Here is a 23,575-nt window from a genome sequence, read left to right as displayed (position 1 = left end):
CAAGCGATGATCGATCTGGCTTTGCCGCGGCCGGCGCGTTTCGCCGGCCGCGTATTCGTCGCCGTCGTGCTGGCCGCGCCGCTCGTCGCGCATGCGCTGCCCGGCTACGACGACGTGCGCCGCAACTGGCGCAGCTCCGACTGGGTGCTGCTCGCGCGCGACGGCACGCCGCTGCAGCGTACGCGCATCGACCGCACCGAACGGCGCGGCGACTGGGTGTCGCTCGCCGACGTATCGCCCGCGTTCCGCGAGGCGATCGTCGTGTCCGAGGACAAGCGCTTCTACGAACACAGCGGCGTCGACTGGCGCGGGATTGCCGGCGCGGCATGGGGCAACCTGTGGAACGAGCGCACGCGCGGCGCGTCGACCGTGACGATGCAGCTCGCGGGCCTGCTCAGCGATTCGCCGCGCCGCTCGGGCCAGCGCTCGCTGCCGCAAAAGGCCACGCAGGCCGTGAACGCGCTGTGGCTCGAACGCAGCTGGCGCAAGGACCAGATCCTCGAGGCGTACCTGAACCTGGTGCCGTTTCGCGGCGAGACGATCGGGCTCGGCGCGCTGTCGCAGGTGCTGTTCGGCAAGGCGCCGTCGGGCCTCGACGCGCGCGAGGCCGCGATCGCCGCCGCACTCGTGCGTGCGCCCAACGCGGCGCCCGCGAAGATCGCCGAACGCGCGTGCCGGATCCTGCGCGACATGCAGGCCGCGCAGGCGTGCGCATCGCTCGACGGCTACGTGCAGCTCGTCACCGCGCGCCCGGCCAACGCCGTACGCGACGACGGCGCCGCCCTCGCCCCGCATTTCGCGCGACGCATCGCGGCCGAGGTCAAGCCGGCGGCCGGCGCGCAGATCCGCACGACGCTCGATGCGCCGCTGCAGCGCTTCGCGCGCGACACGCTGATGCGCGCGCTGACCGAACTGAACGCACCCGCGCATCGGCGCAACGTGCAGGACGGCGCGGTCGTCGTGATCGACAACGCGACCGGCGAGATCCGCGCGTGGGTTGGCTCGTCGGGGGCGCTGTCGAGCGCGCGCGACGTCGATGCCGTGCTCGCGCCGCGCCAGGCCGGCTCGACGCTCAAGCCGTTCCTCTATGCGCAGGCGATCGACGAGAAGCGGCTGACTGCCGCGTCGCTGCTCGACGACGCGCCGATCAACCTCGCCGCCGGCGGCGGCCTCTACATTCCGCAGAACTACGACAAGGATTTCAAGGGCTGGGTGAGCGTGCGCAGCGCGCTCGGCGGCTCGCTGAACGTGCCGGCCGTGCGCACGCTGGTGCTCGTCACGCCGCACCGCTTCGCGCGCACGCTGACCGCGCTCGGCCTGCCGCTCGCGCAGGAAGGCGATTACTACGGCTTCAGCCTGGCGCTCGGGAGTGCGGACGTCACGCTGCTGTCGCTGACCAATGCATACCGCGCGCTCGCGAACGGCGGCGTCGCGCGCAAGGTCGTCGACCTGCCCGCCACGGCGCCGACGCCGGCATCCGGCGCATCCGGCGCCTCGGCGCCCGCGCGGATGGACGCCGGCACGCGCGTGTTCAGCGACGCGGCCAGCTTCGTCGTCACCGACATCCTGTCCGACAACAACGCACGCGTGCGCACGTTCGGCTTCGACAACCCGCTCGCGACGCGCTTCTTCTCGGCGGTCAAGACCGGCACGAGCAAGGACATGCGCGACAACTGGACGATCGGTTTCACGTCGCGCTATACGGTCGGCGTGTGGGTCGGCAATGCGGACGGCTCGCCGATGTGGGACGTGTCGGGCGTCACGGGCGCGTCGCCCGTGTGGTCGGCCGTCGTCGGCTACCTGCATCGCGACCTGCCGAGCCGTGCGCCGCGCGCGCCGGCCGGCGTCGAGACGCGCCGCATCGCGTTCGAGCGCGACATCGAGCCGGCCCGCAACGAATGGTTCATCGCGGGCACGGCGGTCGACACGATCCGGCTCGCGGCGCCCGTCGCGCCAGGCAAGGACGGTGCGCGTGCGCCGCTGACGATCGGCGCGCCGACCGACGGCACGATCTTCGCGATCGACCCCGACATTCCGCCGAAGAACCAGCGGATCTGGTTCGAGCGATCGGCCGGGCACGCGACGAAGTTCGCGTGGCGGCTCGACGACAAGGTGATCGGCCATGCCGATCGCGTCGCGTGGCTGCCGTGGCCGGGCCGACACCGGCTCGAACTCGTCGATGCGCGCGGCAACGTCGCCGACGCGATCGGCTTCGAGGTGCGCGGCGCGTTCGCGAAGCCGGGTGCGCGCAAGCGCTGAGGCGGTGAGGCGGTGAGGCGGTCTTATCGGCCGGCCGTATTCGCTTTCCCCGGATCACGACATAGAATGACAACAGCGCCGCATTCCCCCACGCGCACCGGTTGCCTCATTCTCTCGGATTGCCCGCGACCATGAACATTCGCCTTACGCGCTTCACCCGCCCCGCGCTGGGCGTTTTGTGCGTCGCAACGCTCGCCGCCCTCCCCGCCTGCAACGGCGAGGCCTGCTTCGGCGTCGACGCGTGCTTCAACGACAACACGCAAACCGTCTCGCTGTCGGGCACGGCCGCGACGGGCGACGCGCTCGCGAGCGCGCAAGTCACGGTCAACTGCGCGGCGGGCTCGGCAACGACGCTGACGGACGGCGGCGGCAACTACCATGTGACGCTCAACGCGGCGCTGCCATGCGTGATCACCGTGGCGTCGGGCGGCGCGAGCCTGCATTCGCTCGCCTATGCGGGCGGCACCTTCAACACGACGCCCGAGACCGAGCTGATGCTCGTCTATCTCGCGGCGCAACTCGGGACGAACACGGCCGGGCTGATCGGCAATTTCCAGGGCACCCTGCGCTACCAGCGGGCGATGAACAGCCCGGACACCGTGCAGGCCGCGCAATCGGCCGTGGTGACGAACCTGCAGCAGCGCTATGCGGTCACGCTCGCCGCGCCGGCGTTCCTGACCACGTCGTTCGTGGTCGGGCAACCGGGCGTCGACAGCGATCTCGTCGCGCTGGGCAAAGCCGGGGCGATCGATTCGAACGGACTGCCGGATCCGGTGGCCGTGTCGCTGTTGCAGCAGGCCGGGGCCGCCCATCCGCTGTAAGCGATGCGAGGGGGACGAGAATCGACCGTCAGGCGCCGGCTTCGCGCGCGTCGTCGGCCAGCAACGCCCAACGCTCGTGGTCGCGCCATTCGCCGCCGATGCGCAGATAGCGCGGCGAAAATCCCTCTTGCCGGAAACCGAGCCGTCGAACCAGCGCGATCGACGCATGGTTGCCGGGCTGGATGTTGGCTTCGAGCCGGTGCAGCCCGAGTTCGCCGAACGCGACGTCGATCGCCGCGCGCAACGCGTCCGTCATCAACCCCTTGCGGCTGAAATCCGCCATTCCGTAGTACGCAAGATAAGCGCTCTGAAACACCCCGCCGACGATCTCGTTGAGATTCACCACGCCGACCACCGCGCCCGACGCCCGCTCGCGCGCGACCAATCCGACGTTCGGCCCCGTCAGGCAGCGGGCGAACCATTGATCGAACCCGGCCTGGTCGATGAACGAATCGACCCACGGCAGATGATGGCTCCGGTTCGCGCGGTTGCCGGCGATCAGATCGGCGGCGTCGGACCGGGCGACGCGATTCAGCAGGATCCGGTTCATGAGTCGATCACCATCCGCGCTTACGCCGCCTCCCCGCGCCCGCACACCACCGGCGCCGCCTGCTGCTGCGACAGATACCGCAGCAGCTTCGTCACCATCCACACGACGATGAACGACAACGCGACGAAGAACACCGCGAGCGGCGTCAGCACGTGAATCGACACGAAACCGGCCAGACCCATCATCGCGGACGACACGAGCAGCAGCGCACAGCCGAGAATCGCGCTCGTCAGGCCGGCGATATGCGGAAACAGCGAATTGCCCTTGGCCATCAGCGTCGGATACATCGCGCCCGCGCAGAAGCCCATCACGAGCACCGGCGTCGCGAGCGTCCACACGCGCAGGCCGACGGTCAGCGCCAGCACCAGCATCGCGATCGACGCGCCCGCCATCACGCGCGCGCCGATACGCAGCCGTTGCTCGGCGCTCGGCAGCCCGCGGCCGTGAATCCGGTTCGACAGGCCGCCGAGGAAATACATGAGGCCGATGCCGAGCGCGAGATACCCGAAGAAGGTCGGCGGCTTGTGCAGCGTGGTCTGCACCATGAACGGCCCGACGATGTTGAACACCAGCAGGATGCTGTAGCACAGCCCCTGGGCGAGGAAACAGCTCTGGAACACCGGGCTCGCCAGCACCTTGCCCGTGTTCGCCATCAACGTGCGCGGCTCGAGATGCACGGGCCTCGGCAAGGTTTCGCGGTAGCGCCACAGCAGCGCCCACATCGCCAGCGAGTAGACCAGCAGGAACACGAGGCATGCGCGCCAGCCGAACCATTCCTGCAGGTGCGCGCCGATCACCGGCGCGATGATCGGCGCGAGCCCCCACGCGATCGACATGTAGGTGAACGCGTGCATCAACGCCTGGCCGGAGAACGAATCGGTGATGATCGCCTTCGCCAGCAGGTTGGTGGTCGCGATTCCGAAGCCCTGCAGGCAGCGCGCGAGTATGAACGTCTCGAGGTTCGACGCGCCCAGCGACAGCAGACAGCCGATCGTGTAGATCACGAGCCCGAACGCAAGCACGCGCTTGCGTCCGTAGGCGTCCGCGATCGGCCCGAAGATCAACTGGCCGAGCGCGTAGGCCGCCATGTAGCCGGACACGCTCGACTGGATCGCCTGCGGCGTGGTCGCGAACGAACGGGCCATGTCGGGCAGCGCGGGCACGTAGATATCGATCGCGAGCTGGCCGGCGGACGCGAACAGGCAGATCAGGAACAGCAGGAAGCGCGGCGAATTCGACTCGCGCGCGGGAGTGGGCGTGGCGTTCATGAGGACCGGGAAGGAGGTCGGGCAGCAGTGCCGCACCGCAGTGTTCGGATGTCGAACATGCGTGCGGTGGTGGCGAATTCCGTATTGTGCCCGTTGTTGCACCGGGCGACAGGATTACCCTGGCGCGGGCGAGGTTGAATGCCGATGGCGGCGCATCATGGAATGCGCGGATCGGGCCGACCGACGGCAGTTTTAATGTTGATTTAAGCCGACGGTCGCATTGTCTCGGATGGCTCATTCCGTGAGCCGTACGTCATTGTTGATTCAGTCTCGTTTGATGGAGATACGAAGATGCGATTCCGTTCGTATATGGCGGCGGGCGCGCTGGCGCTGGTGCCCGCGTTCGCGCTGGCCGGGCAGGCCGGCGCGGCGGCGGCCGCCCAACCGATGCTCGTCAATGTCGACGGGCAGGCCGTGCCCGTGAAAGCCGAAACGCGCGTCGTCCAGACGGCCGTCGGCCCGATGAAGGTCAGCACGTGGCGCTGGCGTAGCCCGCAAGGCGGCGCGAGCTTCGAGATGCAGACGTCGTCGTCGGGCGGCGTGCCGCCCGCGGCGGCGTTGCGGCAAATACAGGCCGCGCAGTACCGGATGCAGGCGGCGCAGGCGCAGATGGTCGCGATGCAGCAGCAGATGATGGCGCTGCAGCACATTGCGCTCGCCAACGCGTTCGCGATGCCGATGCCGCAGCCCGTCGGGTTCGCGATACCGGCGTGGGCCGCTCCCCAACCGGTGCTCGTCATCGCCCCGGCACGGCCGCCGATGCCGTCGGCGGCACCGGCCGCACCCGCCGCGCGCGGCCCGGAGATCAAGGCCTGACGCGCTTCGCGCCGCTCGGCGCTCTGCGCTCGAACCGCCGGCACCTGCCGGCGGTTTTTCGTTGCGACGGCCGAATCAGTACTGCGCCTGATCCGTCGGATTCCTGAACAGCTGCTTCATCTCCGCCGACAGCGGATAGTTGAGGCTCACGCCCTTCGGCGGAATCGGCTGCATGAACCACTGGTCGTACAGCTTCTCGGCCGCGCCCGAGGTTTGCATCTTCGCGATCACGCCGTCGACCACTTGCTTGAACGCCGGATCGTCCCTGCGCATCATGCACGCGTAATTTTCGTGGACGAGCGGCGTGCCCGCGACCGTATACGCACCCGGATTGCGGTCCTTCGCGATCTCGCCGTACAGCAGCGGTTCGTCCATCACGAACGCGACCGCGCGCCCGGTCGTGACGTTCATGAACGCTTCGGCATGATCCTTCGCGCTGATGATCGTCATGTTCATCGCCTTCTCTTCGTTGAGCTTGCGCAGCAGACGTTCGTCCGACGTGCCGGCCGTCGTCGCGACCGTCTTGCCGGCCAGGTCCGCGAAGTCCTTCACGCCCGAATCCTTGCGCGTGCTGAAACGGATGCCGTACAGAAAGATGCTGTTCGAGAACGCGGCCTGCCTTTGCCGTTCGAGCGTATTCGTCGTCGACCCGCATTCGAAGTCGATCGTCCCGTTCTGCAGCAGCGGAATCCGGTTCTGCGACGTGATCGGGATTTCCTTCACCGCGAGGTTCGGCAGGTTCAGATCGGTCTTCAACCGGTCGATGATGCGCGACGCGATGTCGCGCGAATAGCCGATGTTCTTCTGCTGGTTGTCCGAATACGAGAACGGCACCGACGATTCGCGGATACCCAGCGACACGACGCCCGTGTCCTTGATCTTCTTCAGCGTACCGGTGAGGGCCTGCGCGTGCGCGGTACCCGCCAGCGCGCACGCGAGCGCAACGGCCAGCCAACGAAAGCGGCGATCCATGCTTTTCTCCTGACGAAACGTTGATCGAATCGCGATCGTACGCCCAACAAAATTCGCGCCGCATCGGGGAAAGCGTCAAGCGGCCGCTGTCGCGGCCTCACCGAGAAAATCGTTTCCGCGGCGCGCAAAAGCGCCTGTGCCGAACGTTTCGCCGGGTCGACCGCCTGCAATCTTGCACCCGATGAACAGATCACTCGTTCCAAACGCGCGTTCATGCTGCAAGACAGCATCGCAATCGTTTGCGTCTCGCCCCTTTTTCACACAAAACATATTCAAGAAGCCGCCTCATCAGCCGTTACCCAATGTATGGCGCGTCGCAGCAGCGCTGCGTGCGCCGAACAAAAACAAGGTCCGGTGTGCGCCGGACCAGGCACCACCGCCGGCACGACGGTTATCTTCGAGGATCGACTTTCAACATGAAAGCCAAACGCTTCAATTTCGCGCTGGCGCGCCCCGCCCATGCGCGCATGCTCGCCGGTATGCTGTCCGCCGCCGCTCTCCTGCCCCTCGCCGGTTGCGGCGGAGGCGGCGGCGATGGCAGCAACCCTTCTTCGTCCAACGCGTCCCCCGCACCGACACCGACACCGGCCCCCGCTCCGACGCCCGCTCCCGCACCCACCCCGACCGCCCCGCCCACATCGTCCGGCGGCAATGCGTGCACGTCGCAGGAGGCCGCCGTACAGATGGCCGCGCAGACCGCACCGGTCGAGCCGCCGGTCGATCACCTCATCGTCAAGCTGAAAACGCTGACGGCCACGCGCGCGATGGCGACCATCGACAACGGCTCGCGACTCGATGCGGTGATCCAGCGTGCAATGACGCGCTGGACGGCGCCCGTGACCGGCAACGCACGCGCGTACGCGAGCACGGTCGGGCAAACGCCGGTGAACGTGCAGGTCGAACGAACGATCTCGAGCGGCGCGGCCGTGCTGTCGCTCGGTCAGCGCATGGCCGCCGCCGATGCCGCCGCGCTCGCCCAGGCGTTCGCGGCCGACAGCGATGTCGACTACGCGGAGCCGGATCACCCGATGCAGATCCGCGACACGCCGAGCGATCCGCTCTACAACCAGCAGTGGTACCTGTCCGACCCGGCCGCCGGCATCGACCTGCCACCGGCATGGAACGTGACCAAGGGTTCGCCGACCGTCGTCACGGCCGTGCTCGATACCGGCTATCGGCCGCACGGCGATCTCGTCGGCAACCTGCTGTCCGGCTACAGCTTCATCAGCAACGTCAACACCAGCAACAACGGCTTGACGCGCGGCCCGGACGCAACCGATCCGGGCGACTGGGTCACGCAGCAGGAAATCGACAACGTCAACGGCCCGTACTATCACTGCGCAAGCCAGCCGAGCAACAGCAGCTGGCACGGCACGCGCGTGATGGGCGTGATCGGCGCGACCGCCAACAACGGCACCGGCGTCGCCGGCGTATCGTGGCTCGGCCAGATCCTGCCCGTGCGCGTACTCGGCAAGTGCGGCGGCGTGACGAGCGACATCGCGGACGGCATGCGCTGGGCAGCCGGCATCAACGTCGTCGGCGTACCGACGAACCCGCGGCCGGCGAAGATCATCAACCTGAGCCTCGGCGGGGTCGGCGCCTGCAGCACGACGTTCCAGCAGGCGATCGACGACGTGACCGCGAAGGGCGTGACCGTGGTCGTCGCGGCCGGCAACGACGGCCTGTCGACCGGGCTCGACCAGCCCGCCAACTGCCGCGGCGTGATCACCGTCGCCGCGACCGACGCGACGGGCCGCCGCGCGTCGTTCAGCAACTTCGGCGCCGACGTCGCGCTGAGCGCGCCGGGCGTCAACATCCTGTCGACGTCGAACACCGGCACGACGACGCCGGGCTCGGACACCTATGGCCCCGCGAACGGCACCAGCCTCGCGGCGCCGCAGGTGACGGGGGTCGCCGCGCTGATGCTGTCGGTGAACGGCAACCTCACGCCCGCGCAGATCCTGCAGAAGCTGCAAGGCGGCACGCGCGCGGCGAAGCTCGCGGCCGGCACGTCGTGCACCGCGCTGCCCGCAGGCTCGGGCATCCTCGATGCAGGGGCCGCCGTCGCGACTGCGAACCAGTAACCGGCGCCTCGTTCGACACGGCCGCGCGCATGCCGACATGGGATGCGCGCGGCTGTTTCGTGACGGGCTGTCGCACACGCCTGCGAACGCGCACTGGCGCGATCGATTATCTCGAAATAACGCCTGACAAAAGGGTTGACGCTTCGCACAGCGAGCCATTACCATCGCCCCCGTCTAGTTACATGGAGTGTTCTGTGAACACCGATGCGAGTTGTAGTTGGTGCATCACCAACTTGACTGCTGCCTGAGGAAAACGCGCAGAGCCTCGTCTTCTGCCGCATCCCGGGAAGCAGGATGCGGCGCCCTTCCGGCCTGACTATCGGCCAGATCTCCCGCCCGAATTTTCGATGTTGTCGAATGCACGCGACGCGCCGTCGTGCGCGTGCGTTCGCGTTGCGCGCGGCGCCGGCCGCGTGCGCCCGCCGTTCGCGTGCCGTCCGGCCGCGCGCCTCGTTGCGCGCGCCGCTGCCGATCGCCCGTGCCGACTATCCGCAACCGACAGGAGTGCAGATGAACTCAGACGACAGTAGTCGATTACCGCTCGCCGGTGCAACGCTGCGCATCGACACGCCGTCCGCATGCTGCGCGCCGGCGAGCGTTCCCGCCTTTACCGACCCACAGCCGATCGCGCCTGACGCGACGCGGCGGGGAGCGCTCGTGCGTCGATAACGTCACGGCCGCTCCCCGCCCGCCGCCTCGTGCGCAAGGAGCGACTCATGACGACACGACACAACACCTCGCACAAGAAACAGCGCGGCTTCATCAAGGCCGGCGCAGGCCAGCAGAACGACCCGCGCATCATGCGCGCCGCGCAGGAAGCGGCCCGCCCGCTCGAAGACACGCTGAAGTCGCTGCGCACCAGCACACGCGGCCTGACCTACGACCAGGCCGCCGACCGCCTGCAACGCTACGGCCCGAACGAAATCGCGCACGACAAACCGCCGCACTGGACCCGCCAGTTGCTGCTCTCGTTCCACAACCCGTTCGTCTACGTGCTGCTGGTGCTGGCCGCCATCAGCTTCTGCACCGACGTCTACTTTGCGGCGCCCGACGATCGCGATTACGTCGGCATGACCATCCTGCTGACGATGGTCACGATCAGCGCGCTGCTGCGCTTCGTGCAGGAATTCCGTTCGCTGCGCGCAGCCGAGAAGCTCAAGGCGATGGTCCGCACGACGGCGACCGTGCAGCGCGCGGTGACCGACACGTCGGAGCCGGCGCGCCGCGAGGTGCCGATGCGCGAAGTGGTGACGGGCGACATCGTGCATCTTTCCGCCGGCGACATGATCCCCGCCGACGTGCGGCTGCTCGCGTCGCGCGACCTGTTCATCAGCCAGGCCGTGCTGACCGGCGAGGCGCTGCCCGTCGAGAAGTACGACACGCTCGGCGCGGTGGCCGGCAAATCCGCGAGCACGCATGCAGCCGGCGCGGCGAACGACGCACCGGCATCGCTGCTCGATCTCGAGAACGTCTGCTTCATGGGCACCAACGTCGTCAGCGGCACGGCGACGGCCGTCGTCGTCGCGACCGGCGAAGATACGTACTTCGGCTCGCTCGCGCGCAACGTCGTGAGCCACAAGCGCATCGAGACGAGCTTCGACCGCGGCGTCGCGAGCGTGAGCTGGCTGCTGATCAAGTTCATGTTCGTGATGGTGCCGATCGTATTCATGATCAACGGCCTGACCAAGGGCGACTGGCTGAGCGCCCTCACGTTCGCGCTCGCGGTGGCCGTCGGCCTCACGCCCGAGATGCTGCCGATGATCGTCAGCGCGAACCTCGCGCGCGGCGCGGTCGCGATGGCGCGCCGCAAGGTCGTCGTCAAGCGGCTGAACTCGGTGCAGAACTTCGGCGCGATGGACGTGCTGTGCACCGACAAGACCGGCACGCTCACGCAGGACAAGATCATCCTCGAACACCACCTCGACCTGTCCGGCCACAAGAACGAGGACATCCTGCGGCTCGGCTGGCTGAACAGCTTCCACCAGAGCGGCCAGAAGAACCTGATCGACATCGCGGTCGTCGCGCGCGCCGACGAGATCGGCGACCGCGTGAAGCCGCGGGGTTACAAGAAAATCGACGAACTGCCGTTCGATTTCGTGCGGCGGCGCCTGTCGGTCGTCGTCGAGGATACGCACGGCACGCATCTGCTGATCTGCAAGGGCGCGGTCGAGGAAATGCTGGCGGTGTCCACGCACGTGCAGGATGAAGACGGCGTGCGCCCGCTCGACTTCGTCGCCCGCAAGCGGCTGCTCGAACAGGCCACCGCGTACAACGAGGACGGCTTCCGCGTGCTCGTGCTCGCGACGCGCACGATCCCGCGCGGCGACGAACGCGCGCAATACCGCACCGCCGACGAGCGCGACCTCGTCGTGCGCGGCTTCCTGACCTTCCTCGATCCGCCGAAGGAATCGGCCGCGCCGGCGCTCGCCGCGCTGCGCGAGAACGGCGTCGCGGTGAAGGTGCTGACGGGCGACAACCCGACCGTCACGATGAAGGTGTGCCGCCAGGTCGGCCTCGAGCCGGCCAAGCCGATGCTCGGCACCGAGATCGAAGCGCTCGACGATGCAACACTTGCGCAGGCGGTCGAACGCACGACCGTGTTCGCGAAGCTCACGCCGCTGCAGAAGGCGCGCATCGTCAAGGCGCTGCAGGCGAACGGCCACACGGTCGGCTTCCTCGGCGACGGCATCAACGACGCGCCCGCGCTGCGCGACGCGGACGTCGGCATCTCGGTCGACAGCGGCGCCGATATCGCAAAGGAAACCGCCGACATCATCCTGCTCGAAAAGAGCCTGATGGTGCTGGAGGAAGGCGTGATCAAGGGCCGCGAGACGTTCGGCAACATCCTGAAGTACCTGAACATGACCGCCAGCTCGAACTTCGGCAACGTGTTCTCGGTGCTCGTCGCCAGCGCGTTCCTGCCGTGGGAGCCGATGCTCGCGACGCAGCTGCTCGTGCTGAACCTGATCTACGACACGTCGCAGATGCTGCTGCCGTGGGACAAGATGGATCCCGAGTTCCTGAAGAAGCCGCGCAAGTGGGAAGCCGGCAACATCGGCCGCTTCATGCTGTGGGTCGGGCCGACGTCGTCGGTATTCGACATCACGACGTACATCCTGATGTGGACCGTGTTCGGGGCGGGCGCGCTGTATCACCTGAACGGCGGCGCGAGCGGCCAGATCGTGATGAATTCGGGCTGGTTCATCGAGAGCCTCGTATCGCAGACGCTCGTCGTGCACCTGCTGCGCACGCAGAAGATCCCGTTCCTGCAGAGCACCGCGTCGCTGCCGGTGCTGCTGTCGACCGTCACCGCGATCGCGATCGGCTGCTGGCTGCCGTTCTCGCCGTTCGCGGACGCGATCGGCTTCATGCACCTGCCGGGCACCTACTGGCTCTGGCTCGCCGCGACGATGGTCGGCTACATCGTGCTCGCGCAAATCGTCAAGACGATCTACGTGCGTCGCTACAAGCAGTGGTTCTGATGTCGCGCCGATGACGACGTGCCGGCCCGTGCTCGCGAGCGACGAACGGGCCGGCGCGACGTCCGCGTCGAGCCATCCGTATGCCTCGGGCCGTATCAGCGGCCCGTTTTTCAATCATTGCGCATCGTTCGCGCCGAACAATTGCGCGCACACCGCGCGCCCTTCGTCGGTCAGCGCAGCGCTGCCGGTACCGTCCTCGTTCAGCGTCGTCGCGCTCAGGCCGGCGGCGTCGAGCTGCGTCAGCACACGGCGCAGCGTGCTCATCGGCAGTTGCGCACGCTTTGCGATCTTCGGCAGCGACCACGGCTTGCCGGCCGGATCGCTCGCGACTTCGTTCAGCGTCGCGAGCGTGGCGACGAGTGCGGGATCGAGCGGGGATTCGTCGGATTCTGAAGTCATCGGTTCGGGTTGGTCGGCCGGCGTCGGGCCGGCATGCATGGAGACAACCATCGCGAGCACTATACGCCGCGTCACGCGCCCTTGAGCGCGGCGCGCATGAACGACACGAAACGCGTGGTGACGGGATCGTCGCGCTCGGCCCGCCACGCGAGCCCCACGCGCCACTTCGCGTCCCGGCCGTCGAGCGGCAGCACCGTCGCGTCGCGCAGCAGGTACTGCGCGCTCGACGGAATGAATGCGACGCCGACGCCGGCCGCGACCGACGTCAGCACCGACTGCACGTCCTCCGCCTGCTGCATCACGTGCGGCACGAAGCGGCGCTCGACGCACCACCGATCGATCTGCGCGGCCAGCCCCGGGCCGCGCGCGCGCTGCAGCGCGATGAAGCCGATCTCGTTGAGCACATCAAGATTGGCCGGCACGCGCTTGAAGCCGAGATGCGGCGGCACCGCGAGCGCGAGCGCTTCGTCGGTCACCTTGAACGACGACAAGCCTTCGTCGGCGGGCAGGCGCAGGAAACCGGCGTCGAGCTTGCCGGCGTGCAGCCGGCGCGTCTGTTCGGACGACGACAGGTCGCTCAGCGTCACCGCGACACCCGGATTGCGACGACGAAATTCGGCGATCAGTTTCGGCACGAGCGTGAGCACGGACAGGCAGATGCCGAGCCGCAAGTGCCCGCGCTGACCGCTCGTCGCTTCCCGCGCACGCGCCAGGATTTCGTCGGCATCTCGCACGAGCGCCTGCGCGTCGGGCAGGAAGCGTTCGCCGAACGGCGTCAGTTCCGCGCCATGCCGGCCGCGCTCGAACAGCTTGCCGCCAAGGCTCGCCTCCAGCGCGCCGATCTGCTTGCTGAGCGCGGGCTGGCTCATGTGCAGCGCGTCGGCCGCACGGCTGAAATGGCACAGCTCGGTCACCGTCAGGAACGTGCGTAGCAGTTTCAGTTCCATTCTTTAATGGAATCATAACGATCGAAAGATTCATTTTACCGATCGAATGCAATGGCGTTCAATACGGACATGCCCTTCCCGGAACTTACTTTCATGTCCGTCGATCCAGCGGCCGACTGCGTGGCCGAGCCGTCATCCGATGTCGCAGATGCAAGCGAATGCGCTGCTGCCGCCGCTGCGCGCGCACCGAAGCGTCGTGCTGAACGCACGGACGGGCGCAGCCGCCGCTTTCGCTTCGGCGATGCGCTGGAAGACGTGCCGCCGCGCGCGGTGACCGGTTCGATCGCGATCAGTTTCGCGGTCGTGTCGCGGCGGAACTGGCCGCGCTGAACCGTGCATCTGCCCGCCTTTCACGCGACGCGCACCGCTTGCCCGGCAGCGCAAAAAAGACCGAAATCATCCCGTATCACGCGTCATTGCGCGTCATCCAATCGTCATCGTCCCGCGATCGACCGTATAATTTGCCGCACCCGCTGACCGCCCATGCATTCCGCGCAGCCGCATCGCGCGTGAAAAGGAGACTTTCGCTTGACCGGCCTCATCGCGCGCCTGCCTCGCGCCCGGACCACCCTGATCCTCGCCCTGTCGTTCCTGCTGCTCGCATTCGCCGCGCATGCGTCCGCGCAACGCGTGCAGCCGCATCGCGCCGCCCATGCGCAGCCGCATGCCCATACGAAGGCCGTCAAGAAGACACCCCATCGCAAGAAAAAAGCGGTCAAGCGTCGTCGCTCGCGCGTGACGCATCAAGCGGCCCAACGCCACGCGGCACCCGCATCGCAGCAGCGGCGCGCGAAACGCACGACCGCCGTGCGACCGCCCGCGCCCGCGAAACCGAAATTGCTCGCCAGTTGCGGCTATACGCCGCGCGCGGTCGCGTCGCTGCATTCGCGCGCGGCTTACGTGCTCGACGTCGATTCCGGCACCCCGCTGCTCGCGCGCAACGCGCGAACCGTACGGCCGATCGCATCGATTTCGAAACTGATGACGGCCGTCGTCGCGCGCGACGCCGATCGTCCGCTGAACGGCGTGCTGCGCGTGACCGCGCGCGACCGCGACACGATCAAGTTCACCGGCTCGCGCCTACAGGTGGGCTCGGAACTGTCGCGCCGCGACATGTTCCATATCGCGTTGATGTCGTCGGAGAACCGCGCAGCCGCCGCGCTGAGCCGCGACTATCCGGGCGGGCGCGCGGCGTTCGTGAAGGCGATGAACCGCGAAGCGCGCCGGCTCGGCATGCGGCGTACGCACTTCCGCGAGCCGACCGGCCTGTCGCCGCGCAACGTGTCGACGGCGGAAGATCTCGCACGGCTCGTCGGCGCGGCCGCGCAGGATCCGCTGATCCGCTATTTCTCGACCGACCTGTCGACCACCGTGCGCCCCGGCGACGGCGAACTCGTGTACGTGAATTCCGACCCGCTCGTGCGCTACCGCCGCCTGCCGATCCGGCTGCAGAAAACCGGCTTCATCAACGAATCGGGGCACGGCGTCGTGATGCGCATGCGCGTGAAAGGCCGCCGCGAAACGGTCGTGCTGCTCGGCGCGCCGACGCGTGCCGGCGTGTCGAGCGACGCAATCAAAATCCATCGCTGGCTGTCCTGCTCGATCCAGTAAACACACACGGGCAGCCGGCGCGTTCACGCTAACGGAGCGACGCGATGCAGCACGAATACCGCTTCAACGCCTTCGGCCGGCTGCTCGCCGTCGTGCGCACGGACGGCCGCTGGGCCGTGTTCGATCTCGGCGCCGAAGGCAAGCGGCGCCCGGCCAATCTGCAGATTCCATCGGCGCTCACCGCCGACGAACTCGGCCAGTACCTCGGCGATCTGCTGCACGAAAACGCAACCCCGCGATACAGCGAAGTCGTACCGGTCGCGCATCGACGCACGTAATCGCGCATCGGATAGTAACGCCGGCCAGCGATCAATTCGACAGTTAAACTTGCAAGTCTAACTGTCGTGCTCTATGATTCGCCGCATGAACCCGCCACGCAAACCCGGCGTTTCCGCCGAAACCGTTGCCGCCGACCTGACCCTCGCGGTCGGCCAGCTCATCCGCCGGCTGCGCTCGGAGATCGATTCCGAAGGGCTCGGCATGTCGCAGACGAGCGCGCTCGCGCGACTCGAACGGCACGGGCCGATGACGACCGCCGATCTCGCGCGCGCCGAGGCGATGAAGCCGCAGTCGATGAAGGCGATTCTCGCGAGCCTCGAGGAAGACGCGCTCGTCGAGCGCGAACCGCATCCGACCGACGGCCGCCAGATCCTGTTCAAACTCACCGCCGCCGGCCTCCACGCACGACGCAAGCGCAACGCCGCGAAACACAAGTGGCTCGGCGCCGCGATCGAGAAGCTCGACCCGCACGACATCGACACGCTTGCCGCGGCCATCCCGCTGATCCGCCGCATCGGCGACCAATAAACCCGGCCCGTGCGCCACGCAGCATTCGCGCACGGCTTTCCTCGCCCTTTCCCCGGAGCCCATCATGAGCGCAACCCGTCTCGACACGAACACGGCGCTGGTCGTCATCGACCTGCAGAAAGGCATCGTCGCCCTCCCCACCGCGCACCCGGTCGCACCGGTGATCGCCCACGCCCGCGAACTGCTCGACGCCTTCCGCGGTCGAGGGCTGCCGGTCGTGCTGGTCAACGTCGCGGGCGGCGCACCGGGCCGCACCGAGCAACCGCCGCGCACGGCGCAGCTTCCCGCCGACTGGACCGAACTCGTGCCCGAACTGAACCGCCAGCCAAGCGACCACGTCGTGACGAAGCGGACCTGGGGCGCGTTCACCGGCACCGGTCTCGACGCGCATCTGAAGGCATCCGGCGTCACGCAGATCGTGCTGACCGGCGTCGCGACGAGCATCGGCGTCGAATCGACCGCGCGGCAGGCGCACGAACTCGGCTACAACGTGACGCTCGCCGTCGACGCGATGACCGACCTCAACGCGGACGCACACGCGAACAGCGTCGAGCGGCTGTTCCCGCGCCTCGGCGAGACGGGCACGACGCAGGACATCGTCGCGCTGCTCGACCGGCGCGGCGCGTGAGCGAGCCACGCAGACAGCCAACGCCGGGCCACGCGGCCGGCCGGCTCGATCCGTCGATCTGGAAAGTCAGCGCGGTCGCGACGCTCGGCTCGCTGCTGTCACAGCTCGATGCGACGATCGTCAACGTGTCGCTGTCGAGCCTCGCGACCGACCTGCATGCGAGCCTGTCGACGATCCAGTGGGTGACGAGCGGCTACCTGCTCGCGCTGACGCTGGTGCTGCCGCTGAGCGGCTGGCTCGTCGATCGCATCGGCGCGAAGGCGCTGTACCTGTGGTGCTTCTCGGCGTTCACGCTGACGTCGGCGCTGTGCGGGCTCGCATGGTCCGCGCCGTCGCTGATCGCGTTCCGCGTATTGCAAGGCGTCAGCGGCGGCTTGCTCGCGCCGATGGCGCAGATGATGATCGCGCGCGTCGCCGGCCAGCAGATGGCGCGCGTGATCGGCTACGCGGCGGTGCCGGTGCTGCTCGCGCCGATCCTCGGGCCGGTCGTCGCCGGCGCGATCCTGCAGCACACGTCATGGCGCTGGCTGTTTCTGGTGAACCTGCCCGTCGGCGCGCTCGCGCTCGCACTGGCCGCGCGGTTCCTGCCGGGCGACCGGGACGACGCGCCGCGGCGCGAACTCGACTGGATCGGCCTCGCGTTACTGTCGCCGGGCCTCGTGCTGTTCCTGTACGGCGTCGAGCGGATCGGCTCGATGCCCGGCATCGCGGCGGTCGCAGGTTCGGCGCTATTGCTCGTCGCGTTCCTGCGCTTCGAGCGCCGCCAGGGCGAGCGTGCGCTGATCGATCTCGCGCTGTTTCGCTCGCGCGTGTTCGGCGCCGCAGCCGGCACGCAGTTCCTGTCGAATGGCGCGCTGTATGCCGGCCAGATGCTGATTCCCGTGTTCCTGATCCAGGCGTGCGGGCGCTCGCCGGGCGAAATGGGCTGGCTGCTCGCGCCGCTCGGGCTCGGCATGCTCGTCACCTATCCGTCGATGGGCGCGCTGACGAGCCGGTTCGGCGTACGCCGGCTGGCCGCCGCCGGCGCGCTGCTCGCACTCGCCGCGACACTGCCGTTCGTGTTCGTCGCGCTGACCGGCTACGATCCGCTCGTGCTCGTCCCGGCGCTGTTTCTGCGCGGCATGGGCCAGAGCGCGATCGGCGCGCCGTCGATCGCCGCCGCGTATGCGTCGGTCGAGCGCCGCGACCTGCCGATGGCGACCACGTCGCTCAATATCGTGCAGCGGCTCGGCGGCCCGACGTTCACGACGCTCTGCACGCTGTTTCTCGCGTGGCGGCTGCACGCGGAAGCGACGTCGGCCGGCGGCACGCAGGCCGTCGCGTATGCGTGGGCGTTCGGCCTGCTGTGCGCGCTGCATGCGGCGAGCTTCGTGACGACGCTGCGGCTGCCGTTGCGATCGGCCGGTGCAGGCGGCGACCGACGGGCCGGCAACGCGCCGGCCGGTTCGCGCTGAACGGGCGCCGCGCCGCACCGCGTGCGCGGTTTCCTGTTACGGCAACCACATCGGCACGATCGACGCCACGAGCAACAGGCCGAGCCCCGCATTCAGGCAACGCCACTGCCGCTCCGTGCGCAACACGCGGGCAAACAGCAGCCCGGCGAAACACCACAGCGACAACGACGCCATCGCGGCCACGCCGAACGCCACCCCAAGCAGCACACCGAGCCGCGCCGGCCCCGACGCGAGCGCCGCGAACGACGCGGCCGCGCCGAGCGTCATCGCCCAGCCTTTCGGGTTGTGCCACAGCATCCACACGCCGCTGACGAACCCTTGCGGCCGGTGCACGTCGACATCGAGCCGCGGCTTGCCGCCACGTCCGATGCGCAACGCCAGCCACATCAGGTACGCCGAACCGACCGCCTTCATCGCGAGCTGCAACGCGGGCAGCGCGAGCAGCACACTGCCGAGCCCGGCGGCGGCCGCCGCCGCCATCGACGCGAGGCCCGCCGCGATGCCCGACATCAGCGGCAGCGAACGCCGATAGCCGAAATGGGCGCCCGAGGCGGTCGCGAGCGTCGTCGCGCCACCCGGCGTCGCGGTGGAGACGATCACGAACAGCACCAGCGGCAGATAGTCGTGAAGCGGCACGAGGGCTCCCGGTTGTCGTCATTGAAGCCCCGTTTTTACCTGCGATTGCGCCATTACGACAGCGAAAGATTTTTATGCCTTCCATTAGCATCCATAATGCGAAGCATGGCTCGCAATCTCGATCTCGCGCTGCTGCGCGCATTCGTCTCCGTCGCCGATCATCGCAGCATGACGGCGGCCGGCCACGCGCTGCACCTCACTCAAGGCGCGATCAGCCAGCAGGTCGCGCGGCTCGAAATGCTGTCGGGCCCGCTGTTCGTCCGCGAGCATCGCAACCTGCTGCTGACGGCGGCCGGCGAGCGGCTGCTCGAACAGGCGCGCCGGCTGCTCGCCGTTCACGATGCGCTGCTCGCCGACCTGAGCGCCGGTGCGGTGGAAGGCCCGGTGCGTCTCGGCGCACCGCAGGATCTGGTCGGCACCTGTCTCGCGCCGATCCTGAAAAGCTATGCGCACGCACATCCGCACGTCGCGCTCACGCTCGTGTGCGCGGCATCGCCGGAGTTGCGGCGCGGGCTCAAGCAGGGTGATCTCGACGTCGCGCTGATCGAGGCGCCGGTCGGATCGTCGCGCGGCGAATGCATCGCCGTCGACCGGCTGGTGTGGGTCGGCGCGAAAGGCGGCACCGCGCACCGGCACTCGCCGCTGCCGGTATCGATGGTCGCGCAGACCTGCGCGTTCCGCCCGACGGTGCTCGACGCACTACGCGGCAGCGATCGCGCGTGGCGCACCGTGTTCGAGAACGGCAGCTTCGATGCCACGGCCGCGACCGTGCGCGCCGATCTGGCCGTAACCGTGTGGCTCGCGTCCACCGTGCCGGCCGACCTCGAGATCCTGCCGGCCGGCAGCGGCCTGCCCGCGCTGCCGAATTTCTCGATCAACCTGCATGTGCCGCGCGGCCAGCACACGGCGGCCGCGGCGGAACTGGCCCGTTGCCTGCGCAACGGTTTCGCACGCCTGCGCGCGGTCGCGTAGCGCTGCTGAGCAAGAGCGTGTTCACGCTAATAACGCACGTTCCCGTGTTTGGAAAAAATCGTTCGTGGGGCTGGCCCGTTATCGGCGTGTACAGGCCCTACACCGTGCCCGGCTCCTGCGGTGCGGGCGTCGCGCCCGCCGCCTCCAGCGCCTGATGCAGCGTGGCAAAGATGCACGACGCGCCGACCGCCTCGGTGATCCCGTGACGATCCATGTCCGCGCGCAGATAGCGGTTCACGCGCCCGAACAGCACGCCGATCCCACGCACATGCAGCGCCCTGACGAGATCGACCAAGGTCCGTGCGGCCGAATAGTCGACGTCGGTGATCGCGCCCGCATCGACGACGAACCAGCGCGGCGGCACCGGCGCCGCATCGACGAGTTCGATTACTTCGGCAGCGAACAGATGATCGTTCGCGAAGAACAGGTCGGCGCCGAACCGGTAGACGATCAGCCCGGGCGCCGTCATCGCGCCGCGCCGGGCGGGCACCGGCTGCCACCGTCCGTTGCCGGCGACGGGTTCGAGCACCATCGTGTGCGGCTGGTAGCTGTGGCGCACGTGCCGCATCAGCGACAGCGCGACGGCCAGCAGGATGCCCTGCTCGACGCCGACCGTCACGACGGCGGCGGCCGTGACCAGCGCGAGCGTGAATTCCCCGGGGCTCTCCCGACGGATCGCGGCGAGACTGCGCACGTTGATCAGCCCGAGCGCGATCGTGAACACGATGCCGGCCAGCACCGCATGCGGCAGATACTGCAGATACGGGCTGAAGAACAGCAGCACGATAGCGACGACCGCAGCGAACGCGAGATGCCCGATCTGGCTGCGCACGCCCGCGCCGTCGGCCATCGCCGTCTGCGTCGGGCTGCCGTTGACGACGAACGCGCCGCCGAGCGCCGCCGCCGCGTTCGCGGCCGCGAGGCCGAGGATGTCGGCATTGGTGTCGACGTCCTCGCCGTACTGCTGCGCGAACACCCGCGCGGCGGCCGCGCTCTGAGCGATGATCATCACGAAGCACGAAGCGGCGACCGGCACGAGATCGAGGAACTGCTGCCACGTGACGGACGGCCAGCGCAGCGGCGGCAGCCCGCCCGCCACGGGCCCGAGCACCGCGATGCCGTGCGCGGCGAAACCGAACGTTGCGCTCGCGGCGATGCTGCCCGCGACCGCGATCATCGGCATCGGCACGCGCGGCAGGAACCGCTTGCACGCGAGAATTGCGACGACGACGAGCGCCGCGAGCGCGAGCGTCGGCCGGTGCGCGTCAACCAGGTGCATGACGACGTAGTCGAGTTGCGCGAGGCTGCGCGACGCCGGGTACGGCACGGCCACGCCGAGCATGTCGCCGAGCATCGCGATCGACACCTGCGCGCCGACGCCAGCGAGGAAACCGACCAGCACCGTGCGCGACAGGAAATCGGCGAGGAAACCCAGCTTGAAGATGCGCGCGAGCAGCAGCATCGCGGCGGTCAGCAACGCGACCATGCCGGCGAGCGCCGCATAGTCGGCGCTGCCGGCCGGCGCCATCGACGACAGCCGGCTCGCGAAAATCGTCGCGGTCGCGGAATCGGCGGCGACCACGAGATGGCGCGACGCGCCGAAGCATGCGAACGCAACGAGCGGCAGGAACACCGTGTAGAGCCCCGTGACGGCCGGCATGCCGGCGATGCGTGCGTAGCCGAGCACCTGCGGGATGTCCATCGACGCGAGCGACATGCCCGCGAAGATGTCGCGGATGGCACCCGCGCGACGGATCGGGAGGAGGCCTTTCAGCAGCCGCACGCGCGACGGACGGCTTTCATTGGAATCTTGCATGCGTGAAATGCGTGAAGTCGAAATGACGGGCCACGAACGGGTGCGCAACGGTGTCGCGTGTCGCTCACCGTTGCCGGAGGAGCCGCACGCCAACGCGCGCGGCACACCGACGACGCCTGCGACGTCCGCATGATTGCATGGATCGCCGACCGCGCGCATCGAAACGCGACGGCCTGCCGTCATGGCTTCGGGCCGATCGCGTTCCTGTAGACGCCGCATCCGGCAACCGGCTCGCACGCCGGCTTGCGGTGATGCGGGTTCACCAGCGGCCTTCACCTCGATGCAGAGGATACCTTCACAAAGGTGAGCCGATTCGGGAGCCGATCGACCTGCGTTCGCGGCACGCATTCCGCTCGAACTGCCCTGCTTCACCGATACGACGACGTGAGTCGACTACGAGGCCATCCAGGCCGACCTGTTCGACCACCTGATCGCAGTGCTGCCGGCGTTCCCGCTGCGCATGTACCCGCATCCGCCGGCCGGCAGCGCTCACCGCGCCGCGCACTCCGACGCGAGCCGCCCCAGCACCTTCAGCGCATCCTCGATCTGCCGCGACCACGGGTAGCTGTAGTTGAGCCGGATGAAATGCCGGTAATCGGTGCCGGCCGAGAACATATGCCCGGGCCCGAGCGTGATCCGCTGCGCGAGCGCGAGCGTATACAGCTTCATCGCATCGACCCGCGGCGGCAGCTCGACCCACAGCACATACCCGCCCTGCGGCTGCGACAGCCGCGTGCCTTCCGGGAAGAAACGCCGCACCATCGCACTCATCAGGCTCGCCTGCTGCGCATACAGCTTGCGCATGCGCCGCAGATGAAAATCGTAGCCGTCGTGTTTCAGGTATTCGGCGATCGCGAGTTGTTCGATCGCGGGCGTCGCGAGCGTGTTCAGGAATTTCAGCTTCTCGACCTGGTCGCGGTAACGGCCCGGCATCGCCCAGCCAATCCGGTAGCGCGGCGACAGGCTCTTCGTGAACGACGCGCAATGCAGCACCAGCCCGTCGCGATCGAACGACTTCAGCGCGCTCGGCGCCGTGTCGCCGAAGTGCAGCTCGTGATAAACGTCGCTCTCGATCGCCGGCACGCCGTGCTTCGAGAGCAGTTCGACCAGCGCGCGCTTGCGCGCATCGGGCATCTGGAAGCCGAGCGGATTCTGGAAATTCGGCATCACCATGCATGCGGCGATGCGCTCGCGCGCGAGGATCCGCTCGAGCGCGTCGAGATCGATGCCGTCGCCCGGGTGCGTCGCGACTTCCAGTGCACGCATGCCCATCCGCTCGATCGCGTGCAGCATCGCGTAAAACGTCGGCGACTCCACCGCGATCGTGTCGCCCGGTTTCGCGACGGCCTGCAGGCACAGGTTGATCGCCTCGGTCGCGCCGATCGTCATCACGATCTCGCCGGGCTCGACCGCGACCCCGCGCTCCGCATAGCGCCGCGCGATCTGGCGGATCAGCTCCTGGTTGCCGGGCGGCAGGTCGTCGATCACGCCCCAGCGCGTGCGCCGCCGCCCGATCGCCTGCGCATAGCGCGCAAGACGCTGCACCGGAAACTGCGACGCGTCGGGATACGGCGAGCCGAGCGGCACCGCGTCGTCGCGCGCGATCGAACGCAGCGTCGACAGCACGAGCCGGCTCACGTCCACGGCCGACGGCTCGGCGGCCGGCGCGGAAATATGCAGCTCGGCCTCGGCCGGCACTGCCGCACGCGCCCGCACGAAGTAGCCCGACTGCGGCCGGCTTTCGATCAGGCCGCGGCTTTCCAGCACGAGGTATGCGCGCAGCACGGTCGTGACGCTGAGCTGCTGTTGCCGGCCCGCGTGCCGCACCGACGGAATCCGCTCGCCGGGCCGGTACACGCCGCGCTCGATCTGCGCCTGGAGATCGTCGGCCAGTTGTTCGTAACGCTTCACGCGCTTCCCCTTTCAATTTCCCTTCAGCAACACAGTTGCGATCCGCACGGGATGAATGGCCGGAACTGTACTCTTTTTTGAAGTGAACAGGTGTACACACAGCCGCACGGGTGCCGCGCGTACTCTGCACGCATCGACCCCG

21 protein-coding genes and 1 pseudogene are annotated in these 23,575 nt (G+C 68.3%); 14 read left to right on the top strand and 8 right to left on the bottom strand.

The window, feature by feature from the left end:
* Nucleotides 1-6 precede the first annotated feature (6 nt).
* The gene (gene pbpC / locus KR541_RS25745) at nt 7-2,259 is read left to right on the top strand and encodes a penicillin-binding protein 1C (RefSeq protein ID WP_050012794.1); all 2,253 of its coding nucleotides are present in this window, start codon (nt 7-9) and stop codon (nt 2,257-2,259) included.
* Between the two features lie 131 nt (nt 2,260-2,390).
* Nucleotides 2,391-3,080, top strand: a complete 690-nt coding sequence (locus KR541_RS25740) for a hypothetical protein (RefSeq protein WP_124631076.1) — start codon at nt 2,391-2,393, stop codon at nt 3,078-3,080.
* A 28-nt stretch (nt 3,081-3,108) separates the two neighbouring features.
* Here the strand turns inward: KR541_RS25740 and KR541_RS25735 are convergent, their stop codons facing one another.
* Complete coding sequence (locus KR541_RS25735) at nt 3,109-3,630, bottom strand: GNAT family N-acetyltransferase (RefSeq protein WP_050012796.1); 522 nt, start codon at nt 3,628-3,630, stop codon at nt 3,109-3,111.
* Nucleotides 3,631-3,650: 20 nt separating this feature from the next.
* On the bottom strand, nt 3,651-4,898 hold the full coding sequence (locus tag KR541_RS25730) for a multidrug effflux MFS transporter (protein WP_050012797.1): 1,248 nt from the start codon (nt 4,896-4,898) through the stop codon (nt 3,651-3,653).
* Between the two features lie 291 nt (nt 4,899-5,189).
* Between KR541_RS25730 and KR541_RS25725 the strand changes: the two genes are divergently transcribed.
* Complete coding sequence (locus KR541_RS25725) at nt 5,190-5,714, top strand: hypothetical protein (RefSeq protein WP_050012798.1); 525 nt, start codon at nt 5,190-5,192, stop codon at nt 5,712-5,714.
* A 75-nt stretch (nt 5,715-5,789) separates the two neighbouring features.
* Here the strand turns inward: KR541_RS25725 and KR541_RS25720 are convergent, their stop codons facing one another.
* Nucleotides 5,790-6,686 (bottom strand): glutamate/aspartate ABC transporter substrate-binding protein, encoded by an 897-nt coding sequence (locus KR541_RS25720; protein ID WP_089489435.1) that lies wholly within the window; start codon nt 6,684-6,686, stop codon nt 5,790-5,792.
* A gap of 213 nt (nt 6,687-6,899) precedes the next feature.
* Between KR541_RS25720 and KR541_RS25715 the strand changes: the two genes are divergently transcribed.
* The 3 genes from KR541_RS25715 (at nt 6,900) to mgtA (ending at nt 12,252) form a co-directional block, all read left to right on the top strand.
* The gene (locus KR541_RS25715) at nt 6,900-7,106 is read left to right on the top strand and encodes a hypothetical protein (protein ID WP_124631073.1); all 207 of its coding nucleotides are present in this window, start codon (nt 6,900-6,902) and stop codon (nt 7,104-7,106) included.
* Entirely contained in the window at nt 7,103-8,770 is a 1,668-nt protein-coding gene (locus KR541_RS25710) for a S8 family peptidase (RefSeq protein WP_216089881.1), read from the top strand. Before KR541_RS25715 ends, KR541_RS25710 begins: the two co-directional genes overlap by 4 nt.
* Nucleotides 8,771-9,486: 716 nt before the next feature.
* A complete protein-coding gene (mgtA, locus tag KR541_RS25705) occupies nt 9,487-12,252 on the top strand; it encodes a magnesium-translocating P-type ATPase (RefSeq protein WP_089489756.1) in 2,766 nt (921 codons plus the stop codon).
* A gap of 114 nt (nt 12,253-12,366) precedes the next feature.
* Here the strand turns inward: mgtA and KR541_RS25700 are convergent, their stop codons facing one another.
* Together KR541_RS25700 and KR541_RS25695 are read right to left on the bottom strand one after the other, a co-directional pair.
* On the bottom strand, nt 12,367-12,651 hold the full coding sequence (locus KR541_RS25700) for a transcriptional regulator (RefSeq protein ID WP_124631070.1): 285 nt from the start codon (nt 12,649-12,651) through the stop codon (nt 12,367-12,369).
* Nucleotides 12,652-12,722: 71 nt separating this feature from the next.
* Nucleotides 12,723-13,598, bottom strand: coding sequence for a LysR family transcriptional regulator (locus tag KR541_RS25695; protein ID WP_050012801.1), 876 nt, complete (start codon nt 13,596-13,598; stop codon nt 12,723-12,725).
* A gap of 51 nt (nt 13,599-13,649) precedes the next feature.
* Between KR541_RS25695 and KR541_RS25690 the strand changes: the two genes are divergently transcribed.
* The 6 genes from KR541_RS25690 (at nt 13,650) to KR541_RS25665 (ending at nt 18,098) form a co-directional block, all read left to right on the top strand.
* On the top strand, nt 13,650-13,928 hold the full coding sequence (locus tag KR541_RS25690; protein ID WP_050012802.1) for a hypothetical protein: 279 nt from the start codon (nt 13,650-13,652) through the stop codon (nt 13,926-13,928).
* A 198-nt stretch (nt 13,929-14,126) separates the two neighbouring features.
* Nucleotides 14,127-15,209: a serine hydrolase gene (locus tag KR541_RS25685; RefSeq protein WP_089489438.1), complete on the top strand. Its 1,083-nt coding sequence runs from the start codon at nt 14,127-14,129 to the stop codon at nt 15,207-15,209.
* A 44-nt stretch (nt 15,210-15,253) separates the two neighbouring features.
* A complete protein-coding gene (locus KR541_RS25680) occupies nt 15,254-15,487 on the top strand; it encodes a DUF7661 family protein (RefSeq protein ID WP_050012804.1) in 234 nt (77 codons plus the stop codon).
* Between the two features lie 73 nt (nt 15,488-15,560).
* Nucleotides 15,561-16,016 (top strand): MarR family winged helix-turn-helix transcriptional regulator, encoded by a 456-nt coding sequence (locus KR541_RS25675; protein WP_050012805.1) that lies wholly within the window; start codon nt 15,561-15,563, stop codon nt 16,014-16,016.
* Nucleotides 16,017-16,080: 64 nt separating this feature from the next.
* A complete protein-coding gene (locus KR541_RS25670) occupies nt 16,081-16,644 on the top strand; it encodes an isochorismatase family protein (RefSeq protein WP_124554960.1) in 564 nt (187 codons plus the stop codon).
* On the top strand, nt 16,641-18,098 hold the full coding sequence (locus KR541_RS25665) for a DHA2 family efflux MFS transporter permease subunit (RefSeq protein ID WP_050012807.1): 1,458 nt from the start codon (nt 16,641-16,643) through the stop codon (nt 18,096-18,098). The genes KR541_RS25670 and KR541_RS25665 overlap by 4 nt, the downstream gene beginning before the upstream one ends.
* Before the next feature lie 36 nt (nt 18,099-18,134).
* Here KR541_RS25665 and KR541_RS25660 read toward each other — a convergent pair whose 3' ends face one another.
* The gene (locus tag KR541_RS25660) at nt 18,135-18,734 is read right to left on the bottom strand and encodes a LysE family translocator (protein WP_050012808.1); all 600 of its coding nucleotides are present in this window, start codon (nt 18,732-18,734) and stop codon (nt 18,135-18,137) included.
* A 96-nt stretch (nt 18,735-18,830) separates the two neighbouring features.
* Here KR541_RS25660 and KR541_RS25655 point away from each other — a divergent pair, with 96 nt between their 5' ends.
* A complete protein-coding gene (locus tag KR541_RS25655; RefSeq protein ID WP_089489441.1) occupies nt 18,831-19,706 on the top strand; it encodes a LysR substrate-binding domain-containing protein in 876 nt (291 codons plus the stop codon).
* 97 nt (nt 19,707-19,803) lie between these two features.
* On the opposite strand, the gene KR541_RS25650 is transcribed toward KR541_RS25655, so the two are convergent.
* Nucleotides 19,804-21,522 (bottom strand): SulP family inorganic anion transporter, encoded by a 1,719-nt coding sequence (locus tag KR541_RS25650; RefSeq protein WP_050012810.1) that lies wholly within the window; start codon nt 21,520-21,522, stop codon nt 19,804-19,806.
* 328 nt (nt 21,523-21,850) lie between these two features.
* On the opposite strand from KR541_RS25650, the pseudogene KR541_RS37075 reads away from it, so the two are divergent.
* Nucleotides 21,851-22,087 (top strand): annotated as a pseudogene (locus KR541_RS37075) (mechanosensitive ion channel family protein); the annotation flags it as partial.
* On the opposite strand, the gene KR541_RS25645 reads toward KR541_RS37075, so the two are convergent.
* The gene (locus tag KR541_RS25645) at nt 22,012-23,433 is read right to left on the bottom strand and encodes an aminotransferase-like domain-containing protein (protein WP_050012811.1); all 1,422 of its coding nucleotides are present in this window, start codon (nt 23,431-23,433) and stop codon (nt 22,012-22,014) included. The pseudogene KR541_RS37075 and the gene KR541_RS25645 overlap by 76 nt on opposite strands.
* Nucleotides 23,434-23,575 lie beyond the last annotated feature (142 nt).

The sequence above is a fragment of the Burkholderia sola genome (assembly GCF_905400185.1).
Classification (GTDB): Bacteria; Pseudomonadota; Gammaproteobacteria; order Burkholderiales; family Burkholderiaceae; genus Burkholderia; species Burkholderia sola.
This window is presented reverse-complemented; position numbering and strand designations above follow the sequence as displayed.

What these genes read in the sequence shown, in the direction of transcription:
- pbpC (WP_050012794.1), top strand. Translation starts at nt 7, where the DNA reads ATGATCGATCTGGCTTTGCCGCGGCCGGCGCGTTTCGCCGGCCGCGTA.
- KR541_RS25740 (WP_124631076.1), top strand. Translation starts at nt 2,391, where the DNA reads ATGAACATTCGCCTTACGCGCTTCACCCGCCCCGCGCTGGGCGTTTTG.
- KR541_RS25735 (WP_050012796.1), bottom strand. Translation starts at nt 3,630, where the DNA reads ATGAACCGGATCCTGCTGAATCGCGTCGCCCGGTCCGACGCCGCCGAT.
- KR541_RS25730 (WP_050012797.1), bottom strand. Translation starts at nt 4,898, where the DNA reads ATGAACGCCACGCCCACTCCCGCGCGCGAGTCGAATTCGCCGCGCTTC.
- KR541_RS25725 (WP_050012798.1), top strand. Translation starts at nt 5,190, where the DNA reads ATGCGATTCCGTTCGTATATGGCGGCGGGCGCGCTGGCGCTGGTGCCC.
- KR541_RS25720 (WP_089489435.1), bottom strand. Translation starts at nt 6,686, where the DNA reads ATGGATCGCCGCTTTCGTTGGCTGGCCGTTGCGCTCGCGTGCGCGCTG.
- KR541_RS25715 (WP_124631073.1), top strand. Translation starts at nt 6,900, where the DNA reads ATGCTGCAAGACAGCATCGCAATCGTTTGCGTCTCGCCCCTTTTTCAC.
- KR541_RS25710 (WP_216089881.1), top strand. Translation starts at nt 7,103, where the DNA reads ATGAAAGCCAAACGCTTCAATTTCGCGCTGGCGCGCCCCGCCCATGCG.
- mgtA (WP_089489756.1), top strand. Translation starts at nt 9,487, where the DNA reads ATGACGACACGACACAACACCTCGCACAAGAAACAGCGCGGCTTCATC.
- KR541_RS25700 (WP_124631070.1), bottom strand. Translation starts at nt 12,651, where the DNA reads ATGACTTCAGAATCCGACGAATCCCCGCTCGATCCCGCACTCGTCGCC.
- KR541_RS25695 (WP_050012801.1), bottom strand. Translation starts at nt 13,598, where the DNA reads ATGGAACTGAAACTGCTACGCACGTTCCTGACGGTGACCGAGCTGTGC.
- KR541_RS25690 (WP_050012802.1), top strand. Translation starts at nt 13,650, where the DNA reads ATGGCGTTCAATACGGACATGCCCTTCCCGGAACTTACTTTCATGTCC.
- KR541_RS25680 (WP_050012804.1), top strand. Translation starts at nt 15,254, where the DNA reads ATGCAGCACGAATACCGCTTCAACGCCTTCGGCCGGCTGCTCGCCGTC.
- KR541_RS25675 (WP_050012805.1), top strand. Translation starts at nt 15,561, where the DNA reads ATGATTCGCCGCATGAACCCGCCACGCAAACCCGGCGTTTCCGCCGAA.
- KR541_RS25670 (WP_124554960.1), top strand. Translation starts at nt 16,081, where the DNA reads ATGAGCGCAACCCGTCTCGACACGAACACGGCGCTGGTCGTCATCGAC.
- KR541_RS25655 (WP_089489441.1), top strand. Translation starts at nt 18,831, where the DNA reads ATGCGAAGCATGGCTCGCAATCTCGATCTCGCGCTGCTGCGCGCATTC.
- KR541_RS25650 (WP_050012810.1), bottom strand. Translation starts at nt 21,522, where the DNA reads ATGCAAGATTCCAATGAAAGCCGTCCGTCGCGCGTGCGGCTGCTGAAA.